Here is an 18219-nt window from a genome sequence, read left to right as displayed (position 1 = left end):
TTACGACCGGGTACCGATACCGACCCGGCGGGCGGGCCGGGATCACTCGGCCACCGACAGGTCGATGGTGTGCGCCGCGTGGTTGGCCTTCGCCGCCAGGTACCGCACGTTCGCCGCCGACACGTGTACACCGGTCGGGATCTGTTCGCTGACGGTGACCCCGAGCTGGGTGAGTTGCGCCGCCTTGTCGGGGTTGTTGCTCAGCAGCGCGACCCGTCGGACGCCGAGCGCGATCAGCATCTGCGCGGCGACCGTGTAGTCCCGCTCGTCCTCGCCCCGGCCCAGCGCCACGTTGGCCTCGAACGTGTCCAGCCCGGCGTCCTGCAGCGCGTAGGCGTCCAGCTTGGCGTACAGCCCGATGCCGCGTCCCTCCTGGCGTAGGTAGAGCAGGAAACCACCACTGGTGGCGATCCGTTCCACCGCCTCGCGCAGCTGGGGGCCGCAGTCGCACCGCTGACTGCCGAAGGCGTCACCGGTCAGGCACTCGCTGTGCGGGCGTACCAGGGGTGGATCACCACCGTCGGCGGCCCGGTCCAGCACCTGACGCCAGTCGCCCAGCCCGAGTGCGACGTGCTCGCGTCGGTCGGCCAACCCGTCGAAGGTGAACACCCGGGCCTTGGTGGTGTAGCCGTCAGCGAACCGCAGCGGCACCGTGACCTGCCGACGGACCGCAGCGGGCGACGGTACGGCGACCGTCGGACCGGCGGCGAGCTTACCGTTGACAGGTGCGTGGGGCGGCGGTTCAAGCATCGGTACTTCCTCTTCGGTGACGGGGCTGCGGCGACGTCGACATCGGCAGGGCCGGTGTCGACGCGTGGGCGGTACGGAAGAATGTGTGCCGGCCTCACCTGCAGGCTATCTGTCGATCGACGCGGAGGAGCCATCAGTGGTTGAGCGACCCTACGTCCTGCTCAGCTGCGGCATGTCGATCGACGGGTACCTGGACGACGCCGCCGGCGAGCGGCTGCTGCTGTCCAACGACGCCGACTTCGACCGGGTCGACGCGGTCCGGGCCGACTGTGACGCGATCCTGGTCGGGGCGGGCACGATCCGGCAGGACGATCCGCGGCTGCTGGTCCGCTCGGCGGACCGGCGCCGCCAGCGGCAGGCCCGGGGGCAGCGGCCCAGCCCGCTGAAGGTCACCGTCACCGGGCGCGGCGACCTGGACCCCGGGTCGCGGTTCTTCACCCACGGGGACGTGGACAAGCTGGTCTACTGCGCGACCGGTCACCTGGACCGGGCCCGGCGACGGCTGGCCGCCGTCGCCACGGTCGTCGACTGCGGCGACCCGGTCGACCTGCTCCGGGTCGTCGGCGACCTGCACGAGCGCGGCGTCGGGCGGCTGATGGTCGAGGGCGGCGGCCGAATCCACACCCAGTTCCTCACCGCCGGGCTGGTCGACGAACTGCACCTGGTGGTCGCCCCGATCTTCGTCGGCGACTCGCGGGCGCCCCGGTTCGTCGGTGACGGCCGGTTCCCGTGGCACGCCGACTCCCGGGCCACCCTCGCCGAGGTACGGCAGATCGGCGACGTGGCGTTGCTGCGCTACGCGATGTCGCCCCGGTTCGGCGACCGGTAGCCGGCGCGCCGCCGCCACGACTGCCGCCGCCGGTCGTGTCACGTCGCGGGCTGCGGTCGCAGCCGTACCCGCAGCCGTCCGACCGGGATCTTCCGCAGCCCACGCAGGGTCAGCACGGCGGCCCCCGGCAGGCTCGCGGTCAGCGCCAGCAGACCGTAGACGACGGCGACCGTCAGACCCAGCTCCGCGCCGAGCCCGGCCGCGCCGAACGCCCACGCGGTCGCCCCTTCGCGTGGCCCCCAGCCGCCGACGTTGAGCGGCACCGCCATCGCCAGAAAGGCCAGCACCATCAACGGCAGCAGCAGGTGCAGCGGCGCGGTCGCCCCGGCGGCCCGGGCGGCGACCAGGAAGGTGGCGAGGTGACCGGCGAGCGCCACCACGGACAGCAGCAGCACGCCCGGCCAGGTCCGTCGGGCCAGCAGCCCGCCGCGTAGATCGGTGGCGGTACGCCGCAGGGCCCGCCGCCACCAGCCAGCCGGCCTCGACTGACCCGCAGGCCTCGGCTGACCCGCCGGTACGGACGACTCCGCCCGTACGGATCGCGCGGTCGCCCGCCGCCGCAGCACCGCGACCACGCCGACCGTCACCGCGACCAGCGCCACCACGGCCACCGTGAGCTGTGCGCCGGTGACCACACCCGCCGGCACCGGCACCGGCAGGGTCAGCAGGACACCCGCGGCGACCGCGAACAACACGATCTGACCGGCGGTGCGTTCCAGCACCACCGCCCGGACCCCGCCACCGACGTCGGAGACCGTACGGCCGTGCCGGACCGCCCGGTGCACGTCACCGAGCACCCCACCGGGCAGCGCCGCGTTGAGGAAGATCGCCCGGTAGTAGTCGGCGACGGCGGTGCGCACCGGCAGCCGCAGCCCCATGCCCCGGGCGACCAGACACCAGCGGGCCGCGCTGCAGACCGTGCTGAGCAGGCCGATCCCGATGGCGAGCAGCAGCGTCTGGGCCTCGATCACCCGTACCCCGTCGAGGAAGGCCCCGGTGCCGAGCCGCCAGACCAGTACGGCCAGGATCGCGATTCCGCCGACCAGCCGTAGCCAGGGCCAGATCCTGCCCATCACGGCGCGCCACGGCCGATGCCGACCGTACGCCACGGGCCGATCGCCCTGTACATGCCTGTCCTCCTTGGTGAGCCTCCGTTGTCAGATACGCGGTGACGACCCCTGCGGTTCACCTCGGCACCACCAGCAGGTCACGGTGCTCGACGGTGACCTGCAGCTCGCCGGCTGCGGCGGCGGCGAGCCGGCGCTGCCGGTAGCCGCCGGGCCGCCCGGCCAGTTCCGGCTGCTGCTCGTACGCCGCCGCGATCCAGCCGTCGAGCCAGCGGGAGGTCAGCTCGGCCTGCTCGGGGCCGAGCCGCCAGGGACTGGGCCGCACCAGCACGCTCGCCCCGCGTCGGGTGAACGCCTCGGTGGCGGCCTCCACGGCGTCCGGGCCCAGCAGCGGCCGACCGCCGCTGTGTCGCCGTTGGTGGTCGTTGAACGCGGCGGACAGCGCGTCGTCGAGCGGGTCGGCCGGGTGCATCCGTACCTCGCCGACCACCGTCAGGGTCAGCAGCGCCGGGCAGCCCACCGCCAGGATGGTCGCCGCCAGGGTGTCGACCTCGTCGCGGGTGAGCAGGTCCAGCAACGCGGAGGCGGTGACCAGCCCGGCACCGGCGAGGTCGTCGGCGGTGAGCGCCGTGACGTCGTCGCGGCGGACCGTCGCGGTGACCGGTGCGCCGTCGGCCGCGGCCGGGGCCATCGCGGCCTCCGCGTACCGCAGCAGTTCGAGGTCACGGTCGTGCAGCACCCAGTGCTGCTGCCCGGCCAGGCGCGGTGCCAGCCACCGGCCCATCGATCCGGTGCCGCAGCCGAGGTCGTGCACCTCGGTCCGGGTGCCGCCGGCGAGCAACCGGCCCAGTTCGGCGACCAGTTCGGTCGACCGGGCCTGCGCGTCCGCCGGTTCCCGCAGCCCCAGCCAGGCCGGGCTGTACCCGGACGACTCGATCGTCTCCATGTGCGCTCCCTCCGCCGCTGACGCGGCGCCGTGCCGGTGTGGCGCAGGATCCGTGCGGTGCCGGATCCGTCGCGCCGAGTGTGTGGTGCGGCTCTGGTGCCTGCTCTGGTGCGGCCGACGTCAGCGCCGTCGCAGGTCGTGCAGGACCGCGCCGATCCCGGCGGCGGTCCGCGCCCAGTCGGGCAACGTCGCCCGCCGCTGCACCGCCGCCGCCCGCAGCCGCTGCCGCCAGTCGGCGTCGGTCAGCCAACGACGCACCGCCGCGCCGAGTGTCGCCGGGTCGCCCGGTGGCACCAGCAGCCCGGGCAGGACTCCGTCGTCGCCGCGCCCGAGCGCCTGCGGCACCCCACCCACCTCGCTGGCCAGCACCGGGATGCCCCGGGCCAGTGCCTCGGTGACCACCATGCCGTACGTCTCGGCGTACGAGGCGAGGATCAGCAGATCGGCGTCGGCGTAGCTGCCGATCAGTGCCGCACCGTGGCGGGGGCCGGTGAGCGTGACCCGGTCGTCGAGGCCGTGGTGGGCGATCCGGCCCCGGACCCGCCCGACGTGCCCGGCGGCGTCCAACGCCCCCACACACTGGCAGCTCCAGTCCAGGTCGGCGACGGTGGCCAGCGCGTCGACCAGCACGTCGTGGCCCTTGCGTGGGGTGACCGACGCGACGCAGAGCAGCCGGCGGCCGGCCGGATCCGCGGCGGTCAGCTCAGCACGGGCGACGCCGGGCACCGCCACCCGGACCCGGTGTGCGGGCAACCCGTGCCGATCGGCCAGTTGCCGCGCGGTCCAGTCGCTGGTGGCGATGACCGCCGCCGCGCCGAGCACGGCGCGTTCGGCCCGGTCCAGGTCGGCGGCATCGGCCGGGTCCAGCCCGGTCTCGTCGGCCAGCGGCAGGTGCACCAGCACCGCCAGCCGCAGCCGGTCGGCGTGCGGCGTGACCACCTCGGGCACCCCGCAGGCGACCAGCCCGTCGAGCAGCACCACCGTCGCGTCCGGCAGCCCGGCGAGGGTGTCGCCGAGCGCGGCACGGGCCGGCGCGTCCGGGCGCGGCCAGGCACCGGGCAGCGCCACCTCGCGGACCGGCCAGCCGGCGGCGACCAGTTCGGCGCAGACCCGCCGGTCGTAGACGTTGCCGCCGCTGGGCGTCGCCGGATCGTCCACGTTCGCGGGCAGGACCACGACGACCATCCGGGTCAGAGCGCCCGCTCGTAGCTCGCCCACGCGACGTGCGACTCGTGCAGCGTGACGCTGATCCCGGCCAGGCCGTGGGCACCGGCACCGAGGTCCCCGGCGTGCACCCGGTCGGCCAGTCGGTCGGCGATCAGCTTGGCCAGCCACTCGGTGGAGGTGTTGACCCCCGCGAATGCCGGCTCGTCGTCGAGGTTGCGGTAGTTCAACTCCGCCAGTACGGCCTTGAGCTGCTCGGTGGCCAGGCCGATGTCGACGACGATGTTGTCGCTGTCGAGGTCGGTGCGCTTGAACGTCGCGTCGACGACGAAGGTCGCTCCGTGCAGTCGTTGCGCCGGCCCGAACACGTCACCGGTGAAACTGTGGGCGACCATGATGTGGTCACGGACGGTGACGCTGAACATTTTTCATCCTCCAGTCGGGTAACGGATCACGTGGCACGACGCCGGTAGCTCGCCGGCCGCGAGCCGGGGCAGCACCCGTGGCAGGTCGGCGAAGTCGCTCTCGCCGGTCAGCAGGGCGTCGAACCGGTCGTCGGCGAGCAGGTCCAGGGCGACGGCGAGCCGGCCGGCGTACCCGCGCCGGTCGCGGCGGGCCGGCGACACCAGCCCGACCTGGCTGCTGCGGACGGTCAACCGGCGGGAGTGGAAGTGCTCGCCGAGCGGTACGGTGACCGGGCGGTCGCCGTACCAGCTGAGGTCGACCACCGTGCCCTCGACGGCGAGCAACTCCAACGACCGGGCCAGCCCGGCAGCCGTGGCGCTGGCGTGCAGCACCAGGTCGCAGTCGCCGGTGGCGGTGTCCGGGTGGGCGAACCCGACGCCGAGCGCGGCGGCGACCCGCGCCCGGTCAGGGTCGACGTCGACCAGTTCGACCCGGACGCCGGGGAATCCGGCGGCGAGCGCGGCGACCGTGGCACCGACCATCCCGGCGCCGACCACGGCGATCCGGTCGCCGAGCAGGGGAGCGGCGTCCCACAGCGCGTTGACTGCGGTCTCCACCGTGCCGGCGAGCACCGCGCGGCGGGCCGGCACGGTCTCCGGCACCACGGTGACCGCGTCGGCCGGCACCACGTAGCGGGTCTGGTGCGGGTAGAGACAGAAGACGGTACGCCCGACGAGCGCGGCCGGGCCCTGCTCGACCCGCCCGACGTTGAGGTAGCCGTACTTGACCGGGGCGGGAAAGTCGCCCTCCTGGTGCGGGGCGCGCATCACCGCGTACTGGCTGGGTGGCACCTCACCGCGGAAGACCAGCGTCTCGGTGCCCCGGCTCAACCCGCTGAACAGGGTGCGGACCAGTACCTCACCGGGGCCGGGCGGGCCGACCTCGACCGGTCTGATCTCGCCGTCGCCGGGCGCGCGCAGCCAGAACGCGTGGTCGCGCGGTGTCATCGGCGTCCCTTCGTCGTCCCGGCCGGCCCCGGTAACCATACGCAGGACACGCAGGGTGACGAACGGTGATCAACCGGCGCGTCCCGGCGGTCCGGCGTCAGGACCCGTCAGCCCAGTACCGGTTCAGCCGGGCGACCGCTTGTTCCTTGGTCATCGCCGCGACCTCGGGTTCCGTGAGGCCGACCCGGTGGACGAGGAGATGAACGAGTTCGGCGGGAAGTGACGCGGTGGGAACCGTCGGATCGCTCCGCTTGGGCAGCGTCCCGTCCCGGGTGCAGGCCCAGAACTCGTCCTCGGCGACGTCCAGTTGATCGCGCAGGATGTGGCTCCACAGGCTCGGCCCGTACGCGGTCCGGTCGACCGGGTGGGAGATGCGGGTCCGCAGGATGCGTCCGTCCGCCAACCTGAGCTCAAAGGTGACGTGATGTGTGCCGGTACGTCCGCGCGAGTCCCGGACCCGAACCCACTGTTCGGTATGGCAGAACTTCTCGTGGTCCTGACGGTTCGGCGTAGGCCACCTCACCGGGACGACCCGACCAGCCACTCGCGAAGCTGATCGTCGCTGCTGATGGTGATCAGCTGGACCAGCCCCCAGTTGCTCGAGTGGTTGGGCGCGTCGAGGAGCCGGTCCTGCCAATCCTCGGCGTACTCGCGCAGGGCGAGAATCAGCTCGTCCACCGCCTCGTCGAGGCTCTCCCCGTCGGCGGCGACCGGTAGTCCAGGGACGAAGATCGACCATCCACCGGACTCAGCGACCACCTGGGCCCCGGACGGGGTCACCGAGGCAAGGAAGAAACGCAGCCGCTCCCGATCGACGATAGCGGCCGTCCGATTGTCCCGCCTGACGGTCGCCACCTGGCCCCGATCGGCTGCGTCCAGCAGATCCTTGAGGTGGGCTCGAGCCTGCGAGTAGCTGTCGAAGTGCACCGCGGACATGCCTGCCCCCTTCCCGCAAGGATCGTCCCACCCGGTCGTCACGTACGTCAAGTACGTCACGTACGTGGAGCGACTCGGCTGTGGGCGGTGCGACCCCGGGGCGGCCTGCGCCATCTGCCCGGTCGTGGGCGGTGGCCTTGACGGGCGGTACGCGGAGGGCGACCATCGATGAAAGCAAATACGCTCATCAATGCAACGGGGGTAATTCAATTGCGACGAATCATCGCCTCATTGATCGCTGCCGTCCTGGCAGCCACTGGCATGGTGTTCGGGTTCGCCCTGCGCCCGGCGTACGCCGCGCCCGCCTGCACGGTCGACTACCAGGTGACCAGGGAATGGTCGACCGGGTTCATCGCCAGGATGACACTGACCAATCTGGGTCCGCCGGTCTCCACCTGGCGACTCACCTTCACTCCGGGTGCCCGACAGACCATCAACTCCGCCTACCGGCAGGTGCCGCCAGGTCTCGTCCTGAGCGCGCTCGCCTGGCCGTACGAGCTGCGCTCCGACGCCGGGGCGTACCACCTGGACACCGGCGAGTCGGTGCGGGTGCAGTTCAGTGGCAGCTATTCCGTGGCCAACCCGCCACCGACGAGCTACCACTTCAACGGCCAGGCCTGCAACATGGACCCCGACCTGCCGCCCAGCCCGAGCATTCCGCCCAGCCCGAGTGTCCCGCCGACCGAATCGTTCCCACCGGTCGTCGCGCTGCGCAGCCCGCAGATGAACCAGATCTTCGCCACGACCGCGCCGATCCCGGTGGCGGCCGATGCCACCGCAGCCGCCGGGCGTCGGATCACCCGGGTCGAGTTCCGCTCCGCCGGCACCCTGCTGCACACCGACACCACCGCCCCGTACGCCTTCACCTGGCACGGTGCCCAGCCGACCAACGGGACGCGGATCACGGCGACCGCCTACGACGACGCCGGCACCCACGCCACCGCCGAGGTCCGTGGCGTCCGGGTGGTGAGCCCCGCGCCGCCCGGTCACGCCCCGGCGCTGACCATGGCCGGCAACCAACTGGTCACCGTCGACCAGCCACCCCGGCCGTACCAGCTGCGCGGCGTGGTCCGGGCCGGCGCCGAGACACTCTGCCGCGACGGCTCGGGAATCTTCCACGGCCCGGTCGACGACGACTCGGTGCAAGCGATGCGGCGGTGGCGGATCAACGCCGTACGGGTTCTGGTCGACCCCGAATGCTGGCTGAGCCGGGACACCGTCCCGCCGGCCTTCCGGGGTGCCGCCTACCGGGACGCGATCAGCGGGTACGCGCAGCGGCTCGTCCGGCACGGGATCACCCCGATCCTGGCCTGGCACGGCCCGGCGACCTCGTTGCAACGGACGTTCTGGGTGGACGTCGCCGCCCACTTCGACGACGACAACAGCATCCTGTTCGATCTGTACGGCGACGCGTACCCGGCGGTCGGCGAGTTGCCGCCCGACGCGGCGTGGCAGGCGTGGCGCGACGGCCGTCCGTCGGCCGGCCTGCCCTCCGACTGGCCGGAGTTCGGAGCGGACACCCTGATCTACAACATCCGGCACTTCGCCGGCAGCCACAACACCCTGCTGATCGGCGGCCTCGACGGCGGCAACGACCTGTCCGGCTGGCTGGCGTACCGGCCGGACGACCCGGCCGGCCGCAACCTCGCCGCCGCCTGGCGGGTCGACGACGACGCGGCCTGCGCCACCGTGACCTGCTGGCAGCAGCAGGTCGCGCCGGTCGCCGCCGAGGTGCCGCTGGTCGCGGTCGAGGTGAGTGAGGACACCGGCGGGCACCGGTTCGTCGGTACGGCGATCGACTGGCTCGACACGCGCCGGATCGGCTTCCTCGGCTCGGTCTGGCACACCGACGGCTACCCGGGCGTACCGCCGTTGATCCGTGACTACGACGGCCGGCCGACACCGTACGGTGCCGGGGTGAAGCACCACCTGCGACGGTGACCACCCACTGGACCCGGCAGTTGCCGGGTGGGGGCCACCCGGCACGGCGAACTGCGGTAGCCTGCCCCGTCGTCGTCCAGATCGATGGTCGGGACGGCGACTCACCCCCACCTCGGCCGCGGTCGTGCCGGCCGGGGTTCATTGTTGGAAGGAAACACAATGTCGCAGACCATGGCAGGACCGGCAACCGAGCAGAAGTCCTGGCTCGTCGCGCTGCTGCTCAGCTTCTTCCTCGGCGGGTTCGGTGCCCACCGGTTCTACGTTGGCAAGATCGGTACCGGCGTGCTGATGCTGGTCACCTTCGGTGGGCTGGGAATCTGGGCGCTGATCGACTTCATCATGATCCTGATCGGCAAGTTCAGCGACAAGCAGGGCCAGCCGCTCGCCAAGTGACCCACGACGGTGAACGGGCCGACGCGCAGGCGCTACCGGCTGCGCGTCGGCCCGTTCCCGACACTCGTCAACTGACCGGGTCGCCTCCCCGTCACGGGAAGGCGACCCAGTCGTGCGTCAACCCAGTGTGACGACGACCGCGCCACCGCCGAGCGCGGTGGTGGTGGCGTTGGTCCGGCTGTCGTAGACGACCGTCCCGGTGGCCGTCTCGGTGATCCGGATCCAGAACCGGTCCCTGCCGCCGTCGCCCGGTGCGGGCTCCCGCAGCGCCTCGTCGTTCAACCCGACCATGTACGTGTAGTCACCGGCACCGTTGATGGTGCCCCGACCGTTGAACCGCACCTGCGGCCCGTCGACCACGTACCCCCGGTGGCGGCTGGCGGTGAACTCCCGGTCCCCGAGCCGCAGCCGCAGCGCCACCGCGTCCGGCCCGGCCGCGTCCGGCCCGGCCGCCGCGACGAAGCCGAACTCGGCCCGTCCGGCCAGCTGCCCGTCGGCGACGTACGCCCCGGCCGGCGAGGTGAACCAGCCGGATCCGGCGACGTGCCCGCCGTCGGCGCGGTGCACCGCCAGGAAACCGGCGGCCAGCGTGTGCGCGGCACCCCGGTCGTCGATCACCGTGACCGTCGGCCGGTACACGCCCGGCTCGGTGTAGGTGTGGCCGGCCACACAGGTCGACCCGTCGACCGTGCCGGTGCCGGTGGCACCGTCGCCCCAGACCAGGACACACCGGTGGGTGTCGTCGGCACCGGAGTCGGTGAAGGTCGCGGTGACCTCGACGGGTGTGCCGGCCGGAACCGGCCCGCCCGGCCCGGTCGCGGCGGTGACCACCGGGGCGGTGTTGACCGGCCGGATCGGCGTGACGCTCTCCAGGGTCGGCACCACCGGCACGATGGAGCCGTCGGCGGCGAACTCCAGCCGGTCGATGGTGGTCTCCCGGTGGGTGCCGTCGCCGTCCGGGATGGCGAACCGGTGGTACGCGATGTACCAGTCGTCGGTGCCTGGCACCCGCACCACCGAGTGATGCCCGGTGCCCTTGATCCCCAGCGACAGGTCCTTGCGCAGGATCGTGCCGCGCCGCTCGCTCCACGGCCCCAGCGGCGAGTCACCGACGGCGTACGCCACCTGGTAGTCCTCGCTGCGGGTGTCGTTCTCCGACCACATGAAGTAGTAGCGGCCGTCCCGTTTGATGACGAACGCGCCCTCGTTGTAGCCGGCCGGCCGGTGCGAGGTGACCTTCGCAGGGTCGAACGACACCATGTCGTCGTTGAGCTCGACCTGGTAGGCGTAGCCGTTGCCCCAGTACAGGTAGGAGCGGCCGTCGTCGTCGGTGAAGACCGCGGGGTCGATCATCTGACCGGGGTACGTGCCCGCCGGCACCAGCGGCTCGCCGAGCGCGTCGCGGAACGGTCCGGTCGGCGAGTCGGCGACGGCGACCCCGAGGTGCTTACCGGTGTCCCCGGTGGCCTTCCCACCGCTGAAGTAGAAGTACCACTTGCCGTCGCGTTCGGCGATCGTCGGCGCCCAGGCGCTGTTGTCCGCCCACGAGATGTCGGTCTCCAGGTCCAGGATGACCCCGTGGTCGGTCCAGTTCACCAGGTCCGCCGAGGAGAACACCGAGAACTTCGTGCCGCTCCAGCCGGCGAAACCGTCGGTGGTGGCGTAGAGGTAGAACCGGTCGCCGAAGACCGCGATGTTCGGGTCGGCGTACAGACCGGGAAGGACCGGGGAACGCATCAGCCGGGCCTCGACGGTCCAGGTCGCGGTGGCACCGTCGGCGCCGGTGACGGTGTACGTCACCGGCGCGCTCAGGTCCCGGACGGTGCCCGACGCGGGTGCGACGTTCGCGCCGGGGGCCAGGGTGAACTCCGGGGCCAGGGCGGTCAGGTCGGTGTCCGGGCGGACCGGCAGGATCACCCGATGGAGCTCGGCGTCGACGATCGCGTCCACCTTGAGCTGCGGCAGGGCCGCCCCGGTGATCGCCGCCGGGTCGCCGCCGAGGGCGTACACCTCGTCGGCGGTCAACGCCCGGCCGTAGATCCGGAAGTCGTCGACCTCACCGGCGAAGTACGGATCCTCGCCGTACAGCGACCGTCCGATGTAGCCGGCACTGCCGCCGGTGGCGTCGTGCAGGTCCGCCGGGCGCACGGCCACGTCGGTGGCCCGGGCGATCGCGACGCCGTCGAGATACATCACGGCGGTACGGGTGGCCGAGTCGACGGTCACCGCGACGTGTTTCCACTCGCCGCCGGTCAACGCCGACGACGCCCGCAGTTGCTTCTCGGCCTGCCAGCTGCCGGTGGTGATCGCCGAGAACAGCACCCCGTTGGTGTTCGGGCCGCTGAACAGGTAACGGTTGCGGTCCGGCCCCAACCCGTAGATCCACTGGTTGGCGGTGCTGGAGGCGTCCCACTTGACCCAGGTCGCCACGGTGGTGCTGGTGACCCCGGCGAACACGCCGTTGGGGATGGTGACGTACGGCGCGGTGGTGGAGTTGCTGGCGCCGCCGCTCATCTTGAACGAGCCACCGTCGACGCCGGTGCCGAACGCGGGGGTGCGCTGGTAGGTGCCGTGCCGGCCCTGCCCGGAGGCGTCGGTGGCGACGCTGCCGCCGGTCTCGTCGAACTCGTAGTGCAGCAGCAGCCCGTCGGTCGGCTCCGGCCCGGGGTCCGGTCCGTACGCGGCGAGCAGCGCGTCGTACTCGGCCTGGGTGACCGGCAGGACGGTGCCGTGCCGGGGGCTGGTCGGCAGCGCGTAGTCACTCGACGGCGTCCACACCCCGGAGGCGAGGTCGGTGGTCTCGAACGGGATGTAGCCGCGCCCGCCGAACTCGTCGATGAACAGGTACCACTTCTCCTCGGTGTTCGACTTGAAGATCGTCGGTCCCTCGCCCTGGGACATCGCGCCCCGGCCGATGCAGTCGGCCAGGAACTCCCAGTCGGTACTGCGCAGCGACGTCGACGTCTCGGCGAGGATGAACTTGCTGCACGGCGTGGACGACGAGTTGTTGCGTTCGTCCTTGGTGAACCGGTAGTAGACACCGTCGTGGTCGATGACGGTCGAGTCGATGACCGAGTAGCCGGGGTCGACCCACACCTGCGGTTCGGAGAACGTGTGGAAGTCGCGGGTGGTGGCGTACAGCATCTTGTTGTACGTGTTTCCGGTGTGGTCCGGGTCGTCGGCGGCGTAGAGCTTCGAGGCCCAGAAGACGACGTACGCGCCGATCGTCGGGTCGTAGTAGGTCTCCGGCGCCCAGGTGTTACCGGCGGTGTCCGGGGATACCTGCACGAGGCGCTGGTCGGTCCAGTTGACCAGGTCGGTGGACTCCCAGACCATGATCGACTTGCTGCCGTGGCGCTGCGCGCCGTCCCAGTTGCCGTTGCCGTGGATCCGTAGGTCGGTGGCGATCTGGTAGAACTTGTCACCTTCCGGGGAGCGGATGATGAACGGGTCCCGCAGGCCCTGCTCGCCCAACGTCGAGGTCAGCACCGGCCGGCCGTCGTTGAGCTGCTGCCAGTGCAGCGGGTCGTTGCCCTGGCTGAGCGCGAAGTAGACCTGCTCGCCGGTGGCGGTGCCTTCGCCGGTGAAGTAGCTGAACAGGTAGCCGGTGCGGTCGGCCGGTGCCGGCAGCGCCGGCACGGTGGCGGTGAACTCGCGGCTGGCGCTGGCCGCGTTGCGGGTGACGGTGGCGGTCAGGGTGACGGTGACGGTGGCGTCGCCGGGTGCCGGCCGGTGGACCACCCCGTCGGTGGCGATCACCGCCGGGTCGTCCGACGCCCAGTTCACGGTGGTGCCGTCGGCGCCCGTCGTGGGCAGGGTCAGGTTCCCGCGTACGTCGTCGACGCCGTGCACGGTCAGCGCGGCCGCGGCGGCGGCGACGATCCGGGCGTCGTCGAACTGCGCCAGTACGGTCACCTCGAACGTCTTCGTGTCGGTGACCGACCCTCGGGCCAGGGTGGCGGTGAGGGTGGCGGTGGCGTCCGGCTGGCCCAGCGCCGGGCGGGTCACCTTCCCGGTCGTCGAGACCACGTCGGGGTCGCTGCTGGCCCAGGTGATCGTGGAACCGGCGGCGCCGACGGCCGGCAGGGTCAGGTCGCCGGTGACCGCGCTGGTGTCGCCGAGGTCCAGCGCGGCGGTGTCCCGGGCGACGACCCCGGCGGCCGCGCGGGCACCGAGTGCGGCAGCCTCGTCGGCGTCGACCGCCCGGTCGTAGATCCGGAAGTCACGGATCCGGCCGTCGAGGTAGCGGTCGGCGGTGTAGACGGATCGTCCGATGTAGTTGGCCGTGGTGGTGCCGCCGCCGATCGAGGCGGGGGTGATGGTCACCGCGGTGTTGCGGCCGATCTCGACGCCGTCCTCGTAGAGCACGCCGGTGGTGCCGGTCTGGGCGTAGGTGAGGTGCTTCCAGACGCCCCGGGCGAGGTTACGGGCGGGGGTCGGCCGGGTGTTCTGCTCGGTGGACCAGTTCCCGCTGGCGATCGCGGTCCGCAACTGGTCGCCGGTGGCGAACAGGTAGCCGTCGCCGGTGCCGCCGCTGGTGTTGCCGATCCCGTAGATGAAGTACGGCGTGGCCTGCGCCGGGTCGACGTACACGTCGAACGCGACGGTCACCGAGGTCAGGTCGCGCAGCACGTCGTCGGGCAGCCGTACGTAGGTGTCGGTGCCGTTGAAGCCGAGCCCGTCGTCGCCGGACCAGTCCGCGCCACCGCGGACGGTGCCGTGGCGGGCGTTGCCGGAGGCGTCGGTGGCGACCGTACCGGCTGCGGCGTCCAGCTTGTACCACAGCACGAGACCGTCGGTCAGCTCGGCAGCGGTGGCGGCGGTCGGTCCGGCGGCCAGCAGGCCGGCGGTGAGGGCGAGGGCGGCCAGGGACGCCAGCGCTGTTCGCGCCGGTCTGACGGCCGGCGGTCGGGCACGTCGGGGCATCGGGTGTTCCTCCTGATCGGTCCGGGCGGGCGGTGGACGTCGGTCCCAACTCGCCGAGCTCGATGGATGTTCGCGTTAACATTGCGGGGTGCGGTGCTACCGGGTCGTCGAATGGTCACAGGGCTGGGCCGCCCGGTCAGGGGCGACAGACGGGCGGCGCTGCCGGCGGCCTCTCTCCGAGATGCCGGTCCTGGCCTCGCCCGATTCGTCGCTGTCACGCGGCGGTTGCGAGAGTGTTAACCGCCTGCACCCTCGACGTCAAGGGCTGGGCGGGACCCGGAACCCGCCGCCGACCACCGATCGAGCGGCCAGATCGGTCAACTGATCGGCCTCGGACATCCGTACCGCAGGGTGTGCGGACGAAGGAGTTGGTGGCCTGCCCCGTGACTCGGTCGACCGGTCCGGTCCGGCCGGCGCCCGGGGCGTAGTGATCTGCTGGCTCCGGCTGGTCGCACGCGGGTGAGTACGGCTGGTCGCACGCGGCTGAGCAGGCTGGTCGGGCTGTCCGCCGGGTGGCGCGTGGCATCTAACATCCGCGTCATGAGCTATCCGCCGCCCCCCGCCCCGCCCCCCGAGCCGAAGCCCGGCCGGGGCCGGCGCACCACGATGATCGTCGTCGCGATCGTGCTCGCTGTCGTCCTGCTCTGCTGCCTCGGTGCCGCCGGTGTCGGCTTCTGGCTGTACCAGACCATCTCGGCGGCCACCACCCCGGTCCGGGACGCGGCAAGCGACCACCTCGACGCGCTGCGTGCCGGCGACCACGCCGGGGCGTACCAGCGGCTCTGCGCCGAGCAGCAGGCCCTGCTGACCGAGGCCGAGTTCGTCGACCGGGAATCGGCCGGCCCGCAGATCACCGGGTACGACATCGTCGGCACCACCGTTTCCAGCACCAACGGGCAGGCCACCGGCGTGGTCACCGTGGACATCACCGACGACGGTGGCACCGAACGCCAGCAAGTGATCACACTGGTCGAGGAGAACGGCCAGTGGCGGGTGTGCTGATCGACCCGACCCGGTGACGCGGAGGGCCAGATGATCGAAGACCTGCTGCCGACGACGGTCATCGCCCGCGAGGCGTTCGACGACAGCGTGCCGGTCACCCTCTATCCCGAGGAGGAGGCGGCGCTGGGCAACCCGGTCGACAAGCGGCGCCGTGAGTTCGGCACCGCCCGGCGGTGCGCCCACGAGGCCCTCGCCCAACTGGGCTTCACCGGAGTCGGGGTGCCAGCCGGACCCCGCCGGGAGCCACGCTGGCCGGCCGGCGTCGTCGGCAGCATCACCCACTGCGCCGGCTACCGGGCGGCCGTGGTCGCCCGGTCCACCGACCTCGTCACGGTCGGCATCGACGCCGAGCCGCACGAGCCGTTGCCGGCCGGCGTGCTGGACAGCATCACCGCGCCCAACGAGTCGACCTGGTTGGCCGCCCGCCGCGCCACTCATCCCCAGATCCACTGGGAACGCCTGCTGTTCTGCGCCAAGGAAGCCGTCTACAAAGCCTGGTACCCGCTGACCCAGCGGTGGCTCGGCTTCGAGCAGGCGTACGTCGACGCCCGACCCGACGACCAGACCGACCCGGCAACCGGGCGGTTCGACGCCCGGCTGCTGGTGCCCGGACCGGTGCTGCCCGACGGTGCGCCGCTGACCGCGTTCACCGGTCGCTGGCTCGTCCGCAACGGGCTGATCGTGGCGGCGATCAGCGTCCCGGCCGGCCCCGCCGTCTGATCGAGACACCGCCCCAGAACGCCAACCCGCTGATCTGGATCCTCGGCCCACCCGGACTGCCCAGCCCGGCGGCCCGCTGATCGAAGGCGCCCATCAGACCCAGGCCGTTGACCGACACCTCCGCGTCGTCGGGCACCACGATGTCGATACCGCCCATGATCGCCCAGGCCCGGATCCGGATCACGTTCGCGTCGAACTGCGCCTGGCGCAGGTCGATCCGCCCGCCGCCCCAGAAGGCCACCGCCCGCAGCACGCCCGGCGCCACCCACCGGCCCCGCCGGTCGAACCCGCTCATCACCGCGACCGCCCAGCCCGCCGGGCGGGACACGGCGACGTCGCCACCGCCCCGGCGCGCCACCGCGTCGGAGACCGCGCGGGGGATGTCCCGGGTGAGCGGCTCCAGATCGGCGTAGGTACGGGCCGCGTACACCTGGGTGAGCCGCTCGTCCAACTCGGGCAGGTCGATCCGCCCCTCGGCCGCCGCCGTCCGCAGCACCTCGGCCACCCGCTCACGGTCGGCGTCGGAGGCCCGCAGCCGCTCGGCCGGCAGCCGGTCAGGAACGTCGTTCACGTCGTCAGGGTACCGGCCGCCGCGACCCCGGACGCCTCGTCGAGCACCCGGGTCAGCACCTCGGTGTGCAACGGGAACGCCAACTCGACCGGCTCGGTCGTCACCAGCCACTCGGTAGCCTCGTCGGTGGGTGCCGACGGCGGCAACATCTTGGCGGGCCGGGGCGGAAGCATGCCGAAGATCAGCAGACTGGCACCGCTCGGCACGCTCCGTACGTCGTAGAGCCGCACCTGGTCGGCCGCACCGTCCAATCCGGTCTCCTCGCGCAACTCACGGACCACTGCGGTACGCCAGTCCTCGCCGTACTCGATGAACCCGCCGGGCAGCGCCAACTCGCCGCGCGCCGGCTCGATGTCACGGCGCTGCACCACCACGCCGAGCCCTTTCTCGGTGACGACCGGGACCACCGCGACCGCCACCGGCGTCGGATTGCGCCACACCAGCTGACCACAGTGGCCACACTGACGGGGCCAGCCGGCATCGGCCGGGTAGCCGACACCGCAGGACGAGCAGAACGAGTACGGCACACCGGTCACGCCGTCCGACGATACGCCTGCCGCGACACCGTGGACCCTGCCGGCCGGCGGCCGGTCGCTGCGCTACCTGGCCCGTCGGCGGTAACCTGCCGCGATGCGGCACACCCTGGAGCCGGACGCCCGGACCCTGCACGGCTACTTCTCACCCGACTATCCACCGGTGCTCACCATCGACCCCGGTGACACGGTCACCGTCCGTACCCTCGACTGCTGGTGGTCGGCCGGGCCGTATGCCGGTGGGCCGCACGACCAGCGGCCCCGGCACGCCGCGTACCGGCCGGGGTTCGGCCACGCGCTGGTCGGACCGGTGGCGGTGCGCGGTGCCCGGCCGGGGACGACCCTGTCGGTACGCGTCGACGAGGTGCTGCCGGCCGAGTGGGGCACCACCCTCGCCGGCAGCGCGTTGACCCCGCACAGCGACCGGTACGGCATCGCCGGCACCGAGACCGTGCACACCTGGCAACTGGACCCGGCCGCCGGCACCGGGCGCAACCAGCTCGGCCACACGGTGACGCTGCGGCCGTTCCTCGGGGTGCTCGGCATGCCACCGGCGCAGCCCGGTGAACACTCGACGATCCCGCCCCGGCGCTGCGGTGGCAACCTGGACTGCAAGGAGCTGGTCGCCGGCAGCACCCTGCTGCTGCCGGTGACCGTCGACGGTGCGCTCTTCTCCGTCGGCGACGGCCACGCCGCCCAGGGCGACGGCGAGATCTGCGGTACGGCGATCGAATGCCCGATGGACCGGGTCACACTCACCTTGGACCTGGTCGACGACCAGCCGCTGACCGGCCCGGTGGCCCGGGTCGACGGTGCCTGGCTGACCCTGGGCCTGGGCGACACCCTCGACGCCGCCGCCGCCGATGCGCTCGACGCGATGATCACCCTGATGTCCCGCCGGCACGGGCTGTCCCGGGGCGACGCGGTCGCCCTGGCCAGTGTCGTCGTCGACGTCCGGGTCACGCAGATCGTCAACGGCGTCGTCGGCGTGCACGCCCGACTCGCCGACGACGCCCTCCGTTGACGGTG

General features: G+C 72.3%; 17 protein-coding genes. 6 read left to right on the top strand and 11 right to left on the bottom strand.

Features of this window, described 5'->3' with window-relative positions:
* Window positions 1-42 precede the first annotated feature (42 nt).
* Window positions 43-750, bottom strand: coding sequence for a GTP cyclohydrolase II (locus ACN28F_RS05155; RefSeq protein ID WP_289206954.1), 708 nt, complete (start codon window positions 748-750; stop codon window positions 43-45).
* A 136-nt stretch (window positions 751-886) separates the two neighbouring features.
* Here ACN28F_RS05155 and ACN28F_RS05150 point away from each other — a divergent pair, with 136 nt between their 5' ends.
* Window positions 887-1579 (top strand): RibD family protein, encoded by a 693-nt coding sequence (locus tag ACN28F_RS05150; RefSeq protein WP_289206953.1) that lies wholly within the window; start codon window positions 887-889, stop codon window positions 1577-1579.
* A 38-nt stretch (window positions 1580-1617) separates the two neighbouring features.
* On the opposite strand, the gene ACN28F_RS05145 is transcribed toward ACN28F_RS05150, so the two are convergent.
* The 7 genes from ACN28F_RS05145 to ACN28F_RS05115 form a co-directional block, all read right to left on the bottom strand.
* Window positions 1618-2652 carry a lysylphosphatidylglycerol synthase transmembrane domain-containing protein gene (locus ACN28F_RS05145; protein WP_421357121.1) on the bottom strand — a complete coding sequence of 345 codons (1035 nt, stop codon included), beginning with the start codon at window positions 2650-2652 and terminating at the stop codon, window positions 1618-1620.
* A gap of 112 nt (window positions 2653-2764) precedes the next feature.
* The gene (locus tag ACN28F_RS05140; protein ID WP_421357120.1) at window positions 2765-3592 is read right to left on the bottom strand and encodes a methyltransferase domain-containing protein; all 828 of its coding nucleotides are present in this window, start codon (window positions 3590-3592) and stop codon (window positions 2765-2767) included.
* A 120-nt stretch (window positions 3593-3712) separates the two neighbouring features.
* Window positions 3713-4786, bottom strand: coding sequence for a glycosyltransferase family 4 protein (locus tag ACN28F_RS05135; protein WP_421361264.1), 1074 nt, complete (start codon window positions 4784-4786; stop codon window positions 3713-3715).
* On the bottom strand, window positions 4783-5181 hold the full coding sequence (locus ACN28F_RS05130) for a 6-pyruvoyl trahydropterin synthase family protein (protein WP_282226571.1): 399 nt from the start codon (window positions 5179-5181) through the stop codon (window positions 4783-4785). The genes ACN28F_RS05135 and ACN28F_RS05130 overlap by 4 nt, the downstream gene beginning before the upstream one ends.
* Window positions 5182-5184: 3 nt before the next feature.
* The gene (locus ACN28F_RS05125; protein WP_289206950.1) at window positions 5185-6168 is read right to left on the bottom strand and encodes a zinc-dependent alcohol dehydrogenase; all 984 of its coding nucleotides are present in this window, start codon (window positions 6166-6168) and stop codon (window positions 5185-5187) included.
* Window positions 6169-6265: 97 nt separating this feature from the next.
* Complete coding sequence (locus ACN28F_RS05120) at window positions 6266-6571, bottom strand: hypothetical protein (RefSeq protein WP_289206949.1); 306 nt, start codon at window positions 6569-6571, stop codon at window positions 6266-6268.
* 116 nt (window positions 6572-6687) lie between these two features.
* Entirely contained in the window at window positions 6688-7104 is a 417-nt protein-coding gene (locus ACN28F_RS05115) for a hypothetical protein (RefSeq protein WP_289206948.1), read from the bottom strand.
* A gap of 231 nt (window positions 7105-7335) precedes the next feature.
* Between ACN28F_RS05115 and ACN28F_RS05110 the strand changes: the two genes are divergently transcribed.
* Together ACN28F_RS05110 and ACN28F_RS05105 are read left to right on the top strand one after the other, a co-directional pair.
* On the top strand, window positions 7336-9045 hold the full coding sequence (locus ACN28F_RS05110) for an Ig-like domain-containing protein (protein WP_421357119.1): 1710 nt from the start codon (window positions 7336-7338) through the stop codon (window positions 9043-9045).
* A 171-nt stretch (window positions 9046-9216) separates the two neighbouring features.
* Entirely contained in the window at window positions 9217-9438 is a 222-nt protein-coding gene (locus tag ACN28F_RS05105; protein WP_289206946.1) for a TM2 domain-containing protein, read from the top strand.
* Window positions 9439-9555: 117 nt separating this feature from the next.
* Here ACN28F_RS05105 and ACN28F_RS05100 read toward each other — a convergent pair whose 3' ends face one another.
* Window positions 9556-14364, bottom strand: coding sequence for a family 43 glycosylhydrolase (locus ACN28F_RS05100; protein WP_421357118.1), 4809 nt, complete (start codon window positions 14362-14364; stop codon window positions 9556-9558).
* 540 nt (window positions 14365-14904) lie between these two features.
* Here ACN28F_RS05100 and ACN28F_RS05095 point away from each other — a divergent pair.
* Both ACN28F_RS05095 and ACN28F_RS05090 read left to right on the top strand, forming a co-directional pair.
* Entirely contained in the window at window positions 14905-15366 is a 462-nt protein-coding gene (locus tag ACN28F_RS05095) for a DUF4878 domain-containing protein (protein ID WP_289206944.1), read from the top strand.
* Between the two features lie 30 nt (window positions 15367-15396).
* On the top strand, window positions 15397-16086 hold the full coding sequence (locus ACN28F_RS05090; protein ID WP_289206943.1) for a 4'-phosphopantetheinyl transferase family protein: 690 nt from the start codon (window positions 15397-15399) through the stop codon (window positions 16084-16086).
* Here ACN28F_RS05090 and ACN28F_RS05085 read toward each other — a convergent pair.
* Window positions 16058-16657, bottom strand: a complete 600-nt coding sequence (locus ACN28F_RS05085; protein WP_289206942.1) for a DUF1707 SHOCT-like domain-containing protein — start codon at window positions 16655-16657, stop codon at window positions 16058-16060. The two genes, ACN28F_RS05090 and ACN28F_RS05085, sit on opposite strands and share 29 nt — an antisense overlap.
* A complete protein-coding gene (locus tag ACN28F_RS05080) occupies window positions 16654-17193 on the bottom strand; it encodes an NUDIX domain-containing protein (protein WP_289206941.1) in 540 nt (179 codons plus the stop codon). The genes ACN28F_RS05085 and ACN28F_RS05080 overlap by 4 nt, the downstream gene beginning before the upstream one ends.
* Window positions 17194-17287: 94 nt before the next feature.
* On the opposite strand from ACN28F_RS05080, the gene ACN28F_RS05075 reads away from it, so the two are divergent.
* A complete protein-coding gene (locus tag ACN28F_RS05075) occupies window positions 17288-18214 on the top strand; it encodes an acetamidase/formamidase family protein (RefSeq protein ID WP_421357117.1) in 927 nt (308 codons plus the stop codon).
* Window positions 18215-18219: the final 5 nt, after the last annotated feature.

The organism is Solwaraspora sp. WMMA2101 (assembly GCF_049179175.1).
Taxonomy (GTDB): Bacteria; Actinomycetota; Actinomycetes; order Mycobacteriales; family Micromonosporaceae; genus Micromonospora_E.
This window is presented reverse-complemented; position numbering and strand designations above follow the sequence as displayed.